Annotated in this window: 6 protein-coding genes; 1 reads left to right on the top strand and 5 read right to left on the bottom strand. The window is 43.2% G+C overall.

Features of this window, described 5'->3' with window-relative positions; translation table 11 throughout:
* The first annotated feature begins 726 nt into the window (after positions 1-726).
* Positions 727-3852 carry a hypothetical protein gene (locus tag AUJ82_05750; protein OIO59546.1) on the top strand — a complete coding sequence of 1042 codons (3126 nt, stop codon included), beginning with the start codon at positions 727-729 and terminating at the stop codon, positions 3850-3852.
* Here the strand turns inward: AUJ82_05750 and AUJ82_05745 are convergent.
* The 5 genes from AUJ82_05745 to AUJ82_05725 form a co-directional block, all read right to left on the bottom strand.
* Positions 3812-4309: a hypothetical protein gene (locus AUJ82_05745; GenBank protein OIO59545.1), complete on the bottom strand. Its 498-nt coding sequence runs from the start codon at positions 4307-4309 to the stop codon at positions 3812-3814. The two genes, AUJ82_05750 and AUJ82_05745, sit on opposite strands and share 41 nt — an antisense overlap.
* A 91-nt stretch (positions 4310-4400) precedes the next feature.
* Positions 4401-4940, bottom strand: a complete 540-nt coding sequence (locus AUJ82_05740) for a hypothetical protein (GenBank protein ID OIO59544.1) — start codon at positions 4938-4940, stop codon at positions 4401-4403.
* Positions 4941-4951: 11 nt separating this feature from the next.
* The gene (locus AUJ82_05735; protein OIO59548.1) at positions 4952-6352 is read right to left on the bottom strand and encodes a hypothetical protein; all 1401 of its coding nucleotides are present in this window, start codon (positions 6350-6352) and stop codon (positions 4952-4954) included.
* A 14-nt stretch (positions 6353-6366) separates the two neighbouring features.
* The gene (locus AUJ82_05730; protein ID OIO59543.1) at positions 6367-7392 is read right to left on the bottom strand and encodes a peptide chain release factor 2; all 1026 of its coding nucleotides are present in this window, start codon (positions 7390-7392) and stop codon (positions 6367-6369) included.
* A 160-nt stretch (positions 7393-7552) separates the two neighbouring features.
* Positions 7553-8542 carry an alcohol dehydrogenase gene (locus tag AUJ82_05725; protein ID OIO59542.1) on the bottom strand — a complete coding sequence of 330 codons (990 nt, stop codon included), beginning with the start codon at positions 8540-8542 and terminating at the stop codon, positions 7553-7555.
* Positions 8543-8578 lie beyond the last annotated feature (36 nt).

Genomic DNA, 8578 nt, shown 5'->3' with positions numbered 1-8578 from the left:
CCATAGCTTCAGTGATTACTGGAATAGCTATAGAGAAGTGTTCAGCAATCAAACCCACAAAAGCGTGGGTAAAGAAAGTGGTCAAACAGCTCACATTGAGCGTTGGAATAATACGCTTAGACAACGTCTGGGTCGATTTGTTCGCAAAACGCTTTCATTCTCAAAAACTCAACATATGCACGAAATCTGCCTGAAGATCTTCATTTACGAGTATAACCTTTCCCTTAAATCATTCGAGTCGTAAGCATTACCAAGTAAAGAAGCCAACCTAACAAAAAACGAATGCACAGAAGAAAATAAAGAAAAGCTTATTACGATAGCTGAGGAGATAAATGAAATAGCAGAGCGTCATCCTGGCTTTATTTGCCGTACTCTGGGGTCTACGCTAAAACCTCATTTCTTCGATAAAGTATCTGAAAAAGAATTCATTTCGAACCATATGAATAAATTGAGGAAAATTCGCGCCATCGAAACAGGGAAAATAATAGTTCCTGTATTACTTGTTATATTGGCTCTGTATTATTGCATCCCGTTGGCTCTTGCCGCGTTAAGTAAAAGGAAAAACTAGGTATTGCCCCATCTCAAACTCGAAGCGAAGCGGTGTTGTACCATGTTGCTGCGCTTCGAGTTTGAGATGGGTTTTTTATGGCATCGGTTTAATTTTTTATTTAATTATTACTTTCTGAGTATTACTTGATTTATTTTATAATTGAATTATATTATAGAATGGATGTAGGTTCTCGCTATAGAAGATCTAGTATATTTGATTATAGCAAAAGCGATAAAGGCCAAAAAGATGCGTTTAAACAGTTAAGGCCAGAGTTAACAGGAAAAAAGCACCTTGTAGGATATAACGTCAAGCAATTGCTGGGGAAAGTAGATGTATTTGGTATATTTCGCATCAAGACGGAGCCATTGCATAAAGTGATGCGAGAACAGCTGTTGAACGAAATTGAAAACATATTCGGTATAGACAAAGGTAAACTTGTTATAAGAGGAGTGGGTAATAAGATAAACGTAAATTTTACGGCATTAGAGGAAATTAAAGATGGGGAGCAGCGAGATTGGACGAAGGCGTATATTAGCGTTTTGTTTAATAGCGAACGGGATGTAAGCCGGCCGATATCAGCGCAAGAAGTTGTGGCTGAGTATAATAGGAGTAAGGTTGAGCATTGGGTAAATGAAAATACTGAGGACAAAGACAAAAGAAAAAACTATTATGCGATAAAAGATCAGGACAAAAATAGCTACATTAGTAAAACAGTGGCGGGCTTAGTGACGGTTGATCTTAAAGAATTGGATAAAAATAGTGAATTTCATGCTGAATTCGAAAAGTTGGATGATAAGCAGCAAGACTTTTTATCAATACTTAACCAAAATGCTGGCAAGAATGATAAAATAGCGATAGATCAACTAAAAAAAGCTTCAGCAAGTTTTGAAAAAAATAGTTTCAGATTACTTATACCAAATTTCGTGAAGGCTGGGGCAAGTTTTGATGCTATCAAGTGGTTAGTTGAAAAGGCGGGCGCGAGAACAAATATGGCTTATCGAGATGCATGCTCGGCCTATCTCGGTTTGGAACCTCCTGATTTTGATAAAGCCAAAGCGTGTGCTGAAAATGCGGGTGGATTGAAAGGTAATGCGTATCTTTCTATTTGCGGGGCTTATCTCAATCGTGAATCTCCTGATTTTGATAAAGCGAAGGAATGTGCGGAACTCTCAGGTAAAGAGAAAGGAAACGCCTATCGGGATATTTGTGAAGGATATTTAGGTTTACAACGCCCAGACTATGAGAAAGCAAAGGAATGTGCGGCAAAAGCGGATAAGACTGGATCAGCTTATTCTCATATGTGTAGCTTTTATCTACTCACAGAGAAACTTGATTTCGATAAGGCGCAAGAATGTGCGGAGCTGGCAGGTAGATCGAAAGATTCATGTTATACTGATATTTGTGTGGCATATCTCGAGCAAGAAAACCCCGATTTTGAAAAAGCAAAGGAGTATGCGGAGAAGGCAGGTGATTCAAAGCCATTGGCCTATTATGCTATTTGCAAAGCCTATCTCAGCTTGAAAGATCCTGATTTTGAAAAAGCAAAGGAGTATGCGGAGAAGTCAGGTGATTCAAATGAGAGGGCGTATGAAGACATTTGCCGAGCCTATCTTAGGCAGGAAAGCCCCGATTTTAGTAATGCTATAGCAATTGCGGATAAAATTGATAGTCCGGATTATTTGTATCGTGATATTTGCCGAGCCTATTTGAATCTACCCAATCCTGACTTCGAAAATGCAGCTAAGATTGCAAAGAAAGCTGGAACGGCTGAAGGGAGTTCCTATCTCTTTATTTGCAAAGCTTATCTCAGCCTCGAGAACCCAGATTTTGAAAATGCGGTGCTATTTGCGCAGAAGACCGATGATTCAACAGAAGCTTATCGTGACATTTGCCGAGCGTATTTAAGCCTTGAAAAACCTGATTTTGAGAAAGCAGCAATGTATGCGGATAAGGCGGGTAAGGATAAAGGAAAAGCTTATCGTGACATTTGCCGAGCGTATTTAGGCCTTGAAAAACCTGATTTTGAGAAAGCGGCAATGTATGCGGATAAGGCAGGCAAGGAGAAGGGAACAGCCTATCGTGATATTTTTGCAGCTTACATTAAGCATGGCAAATTGGACGATTTAAAATTACTAGATAATACATCAATAGAAGCGGATGCTAACATTAAGTTACCTGAGAATTTAGAAAAAGCCTTTAGTAATTTTGTGAATTGGAATGATGCGAACCTGACGAATAGAGAGAAGGCTCTGCAGTTAAACGTGAAAAATGAAGACTGGATTAAATTTCCGTTCTTTAATAACTATGCCAAGAGTGGGTTGATCTTTGTTAATAATGAAGTTAAGGAAGGGGTTTTAGATTCAAATGGCGAGTTGACGGAATGCGGGCACGCCCTTCTTGGTATAGTAGTATTTCGAGGATACCTTGATTATTTAACAGAAAAGGTTGATGAATGCCTAGCAGACGGTGATTTTAAGGATGTTAATGAATTTCTTAATAGTAAAAAAATACAGTCATTGATTAAAGAAGGCCCTTCCGAAAATGATTCTTGGAAGAATACGATTACCGATGTTGCCAAAGTTGTGTACGAGAGAAATAAGTTGCATGAAGAGTGCCAAAAATATGACACCTTAAAAAATATTCCTAAAGAGGAGCTTTACAAACTTGTAATTGATGGACGGGCTCATATGTATGGCCCATATGGTTTTGAGAATGAAAAAGGTTATCTGGCCGCTATGTTTAATGGGTTACGACATACCTTGCAGCACTCAAATGACCCATTATCGGCAACGCATTATGATGGCATTAATAAGATTTGCCTTAAAACAGTAACAAGAGACATGGCTGAGTATGGTTTTAGAAATAAAGGCCAACCGCGAAGTTATGGAATTGATGGTTATACAGAAGCGGGTTACAAGGAATTAGTTGCAGAAAATGACATTTCTGTAGGCCGTAGAGGTGAAAATTTGGAGGTATGGACTAATGATAAGACGAAAGAGTATCTGATGAATACCTTTAATGAGCTTTCGAATGAATATTCTAAAGAACTCGAAGCGGCAAAGACAGATGAGGAGAAGATAACGGCAATTGTGAAGTTTTGTCAAAAAATTGAAAGACGACATTTTTGTTGTGATGGTAATATTCGGACATCCGTGTTTTGTGTGATGAATATGGAGTTGGTTAAGCAGGGGTTAAATCCAACAATGTTTAATGATCCCAATGATATTGATGGACATTCTGTAGAAGAAATGGTGGTGCTTGTTAAAGATGGGCAGAAGGTGGTTGAGGGGATGAAGGGGTAAGCGCGGCCAAGTCTAATAAGTCCACGGGACGAGCAATGATTTTCTTGTAGGCAATGAGTTCATCGCGGCTAATGACGGGGAGGGTGATGCCGAATATGTCCGCATGGTTTGGGTTGGATAAATTTGTCTTGAGGGTTAACCAAGTATTGTTGGCTTTGTTATAAACTTTTGTAGTATAAGCACCGCAGAGGTCAATTTCCTGATCTTTATAGTTGAGGGTCATGAGCGGCAAGTCCCATTCTTCGTCTTTGTATTGGGCGGGTCCGAAAGTTATATAAGGGGACACTTCGTTGATGATTGTTGCAAAATTATCTTCTGGGATATCGATATCTATGTCTGCGAGATTTCGTTGAGAGCCGTATACTTGAGCGGCCAATCCGCCGGTGATTTGAAACGGGATATTTTTTTCTTTAATGATAGTTGTAATCCAAGTGAGCGCTTCTTTTGTATTTTGCATGGAGGGTTAGAACGGGGGGTGATCTTTATAAAAAAAGCCTTGGAATTGTTGTTCCAGGGCTTTTCATTTTTGGGAAAGTAGGCTTAATTTATTATGACTCTTCCTTGAGACGCTCTTCGAGGCCTGGGCGATTGAGGCGGTAGACGCGGACGGGGACATCGTGGAAGACGCTGTCTTTTTCGTAGGCCATCTGTAAATTGTCCGCTATTCGTTGGGAGGCGGTGTTTTGAGGGTCCAGGACGGCTATAATTGATAGGAAGCCGAATTTATCAAAACAGTGTTTGGTAACAGCCTCTGCGGCTTCTGTGGCGTAGCCGAGGTTCCAGTAGCTTCTGTCCAGGCGGTACATGAGCTCCATTTCGTCTTGCTCATCGATTATGGTTTTCCAGACGCCTGAGATGCCGATTAGTTTTTCTTCTGGTTTTAAAATAACAGCGTATATGCCAAAGCCGTAGGTTTCGTATGCTTTGAGGACATCCTTAAGCCATTCCTCTATGCCCGCTCGATCTTTAACACCGTAGAGGGAAAACTGCATGACCTCCGGGTTGCCCAATATATCTTCCAGCGCCTCTGCGTCCTCCATGACTAAAGGCCTTATCTTTATTCGCGTAGTTTCTGTTATTGTTTCCATAATAAGGTTAGTTAGCGTTCGTGTTGAGTCATACAGGGGGTGAGGCAGGCATCGGACATGCCATGTATGATTTTTTTATCCGCGGGGCAAAGTGTTGAGAGGATACCTGATAATTCTGATTGTTCATTGTTTATGTAGAAATAGGGACAGAGTCTTACTCTTCCATTTTGCGCAATGAGTTGAGTTCCCGTTTCATCATATACCTCATGAGTTAGTAAAACGGGTTTTTTGTATTCTTGCAAGACAGATAACGAGGAACTGCTTTGAGTGATTGCTTTTCTGAGTGCTTTTTCCCATTCAAGGCGAGAGCTATCGCTGCCATAGACGACGCTACGGGCTCCCCAGGCACTTTCATGGAAGCCGCTGGTCTTAAGAATCCAAGAACGCTCCTTTTGGGAAGCGTCGGCTAGTTGCATCCATTCATAGATGGGCTTGCCGTTTACCCAAGGAGCATCCAAGACAGCGGACGGAGGGAGTTCGACCGGGTCTACGATCCAGGTTTGCGGGATGATTTTTTGTAATAGTTTAAAGGCGTGCTTTGATAAATTTTCCTTCCAGAACTCTTGCAAAGCGTGGTGATGGAAGAACGCGAGACTCATTTTTTCCTCCTGGTAGGTTTTCATGGGAGGGGAGACGATTACTTCGCCTGCTTCTACGGCTTCTAAAATAATGTCTGCGCAAGAAACATTTGCCCAGTCAAAGAGCTCGAAAAAGCGGTAGATCACATCGATCTTTTGATCATTCCTCCAGAGTAGACCGGAAGAGCCTCGTTTAATCTCATCCGGGTGGGCACAGTGGATGTTCTTTCCCAGTGCTTGGAGTTGTTCGGATAGCCAGATGAATTCGGGTTGATAAGTAGCAGATTCGTCACTGACGACAATGAGGACGAGCGGATTTTGCTCGATTAAATTTTCGGGAACAACGGCATTGTAGAAACCCGTGACCATGCCGCCCTCTGATTCTATTACCGGGAAGCCAGCGCTTTTATAAAGTTGGTTTAGGAAAGCGGTTAAGCCGATGCCTCCAGGGACAGAATCCAGCTCTGTTAGCGCAAAACCATCTTCTGTGATGAGTAAATCCGGCCTAATGATGCTTGGAGTAGAACGCTTGTTGACCTTATGGCTATTGTGCTCTTTAAGGAATTTTGGCTTACCCAAGTCGTAGTAATCAGCGATCCAGGACGCGTAGTGTTCCTTGTTGCGAAGTAAGTTTTTGCCTGTTTTAGAACGCGTGTAGAGGATGTCCAGCACTTGATAGAATTCGAGACAAGCCTGGCCGATCTGTTTGATCATGTCAGTTTGTTCCTCTGAGAGCAGGAGCGGATTGGGAGAGAGTCTCCAAGCCTTTTCGTGAAAGAGGACCTGACGGTCAAACGTTTCCTTTAAATAGTTATAGGAGAGTGCTTGGGGCATGGAACAAGTAATCATTAGAGATCAACATTAATATCTTTATTTCGAGTCATTGGGCAGCCGGCACGGAGCCAGGCCTCTATAAAACCTTGAATATCGCCGTCCATGACGTTTTGGACGTTGCCTGATTCGGCGCCGGTGCGCAAGTCCTTGACCATTTGGTAAGGTTGGAAGACGTAGTTTCGGATCTGGTTACCCCAGCCGATTTCACCCTTGGGGCCGTAATAACGCTCCATTTCGGCTCGTTTTTCGTCCAGATTCTTTTCGTACAATCTAGATTTAAGGTTCTTCATGGCAGAAGCCTTGTTTTTGTGCTGGGAACGCTCATTTTGGCAAGTGACCACGATACCGGAAGGTAAGTGAGTGATGCGGATCGCGGATTCTGTTTTGTTAACGTGTTGGCCGCCTGCGCCGCTAGCACGATAGGTGTCTATACGCAGATCTTCGTCCCTGATTTCCATGGGAATGTCATCTTCGATTTCGGCGATTACGTCTACGGAAGAGAAAGAAGTGTGACGACGTTTATTAGAATCAAACGGACTGATACGAACGAGACGATGGACACCCCGTTCTGCTCTACAATAGCCGTATGCGTTTGGACCGATGATGCGGAAAGTGGCCCTACTGATGCCAGCTTCTTCTCCTGCCTGGATGTCTTGAATTTCGGTTTGAAAGCCTTGGCGTTCTGCCCAGCGAAGATACATTCTTAAAAGCATGTCTGCCCAGTCACAAGATTCCGTACCACCTGCGCCCGCGTGGACACTCATGATGGCATTATTTTTATCCAGAGGACCACTTAAGAAAGATTCGAGTTCAATTTTATCAACCTTTTCTATTAAATTTGTAGCGGTTTGTTGGATTTCTTGAAGATAGCCCTCTGCTTCCTCTTCGGGGAGCTCTTCGATTAATTCGATAAGCGTATCGAGGTCATTTACCTCGTTTTGAAAAGCGATAACGGGGACGACGACAGCTTTTAGCTTATTGGCTTCGTTGATCACCTGATGTGCATTTTCCTGGCTGTCCCAGAAAGTGGGGACACTCATTTTTTGCTCGAGAACCTCTATTTCTTTTTGTTTATTCGCGACGTCAAAGAAACCTCCATAAGTAACCGGCTCTGCGCGTTATTTCTTCGATTTGAGAACGGATTTCGGAAGGAATTTGCATGATGTTTTTTAATTAAATTTATAGGGTCAATAAATAATATTAAGAATTGAGTGTCAATACCACGCTTCCATGAGATTTGCCCTTACGGATGGCATCGATAGCCTGATTTGCCTCCTCTAGCGGAAATACGCGCGATTCAACCCTGATAGGAACCTGGGGAGCAAGGGCCAAAAATTCGTGACCATCCTGACGAGTGAGATTAGCGACGGATTGAAGTTTACGCTCCCCCCAAAGGATTTCGTAAGGAAAAGAAGGAATGTCTGACATATGGATACCCGCACAGACCACTATGCCCCCCTTACGGAGTGCTTTTAAGGCAACCGGAACGAGCTCACCCACCGGGGCGAATAAGATAGCGGAATCGAGCTCAGCCGGAGGAGCTTGATCGGAGCCACCGGCCCACGCTGCGCCCAATGTTAACGCAAAGTCCTGGGTTGCGGTATCCCCCGGACGCGTGAACGCGTAGAGCTCCTTGCCCTCATGTACGGCTAGTTGAGCCTGGATATGGGCTGCCGCACCGAAGCCATAAAAACCAATACGTTTACCCCCTCCAGCCATGCGATAAGAGCGATAACCGATTAGACCCGCGCATAATAAAGGAGCGACCTCGATATCGGAGTAATCATTATCCAATAAGAAGCAATAATCCTCATTTGCCGTTGTGTATTCGGCATATCCCCCATTTTTCTGATAGCCCGTGAAGACCGGTTTATCGCATAAGTTTTCCTGATCATGGTCACAGTAATAGCAATGGTGACAAGTACCACCTAGCCAAGGGATGCCGATACGATCACCCCGCTTGAATTTTTTAGCATTTTTACCACACTCAATTATTTCCCCCACCACCTGATGACCTAGAACAAGCGGAAGCGCAGGCTCCGGGAGATCGCCATCTACGATATGGAGATCTGTGCGACAGACCCCGCATGCGCGAACCCTTACTAGCACCTCATTTTCTAGTGGTTTTGGAGTAGGGATCTCTTCCAGTGTGAGCGGGGTGCCCGGTTTATGAAATACCATGGCCTTCATCAGTTATGATTATGATTTTGAATAAAGTTGAATGCT

The organism is Verrucomicrobia bacterium CG1_02_43_26 (assembly GCA_001872735.1).
Lineage (GTDB): Bacteria > Verrucomicrobiota > Verrucomicrobiia > Opitutales > CG1-02-43-26 > CG1-02-43-26.
This window is presented reverse-complemented; position numbering and strand designations above follow the sequence as displayed.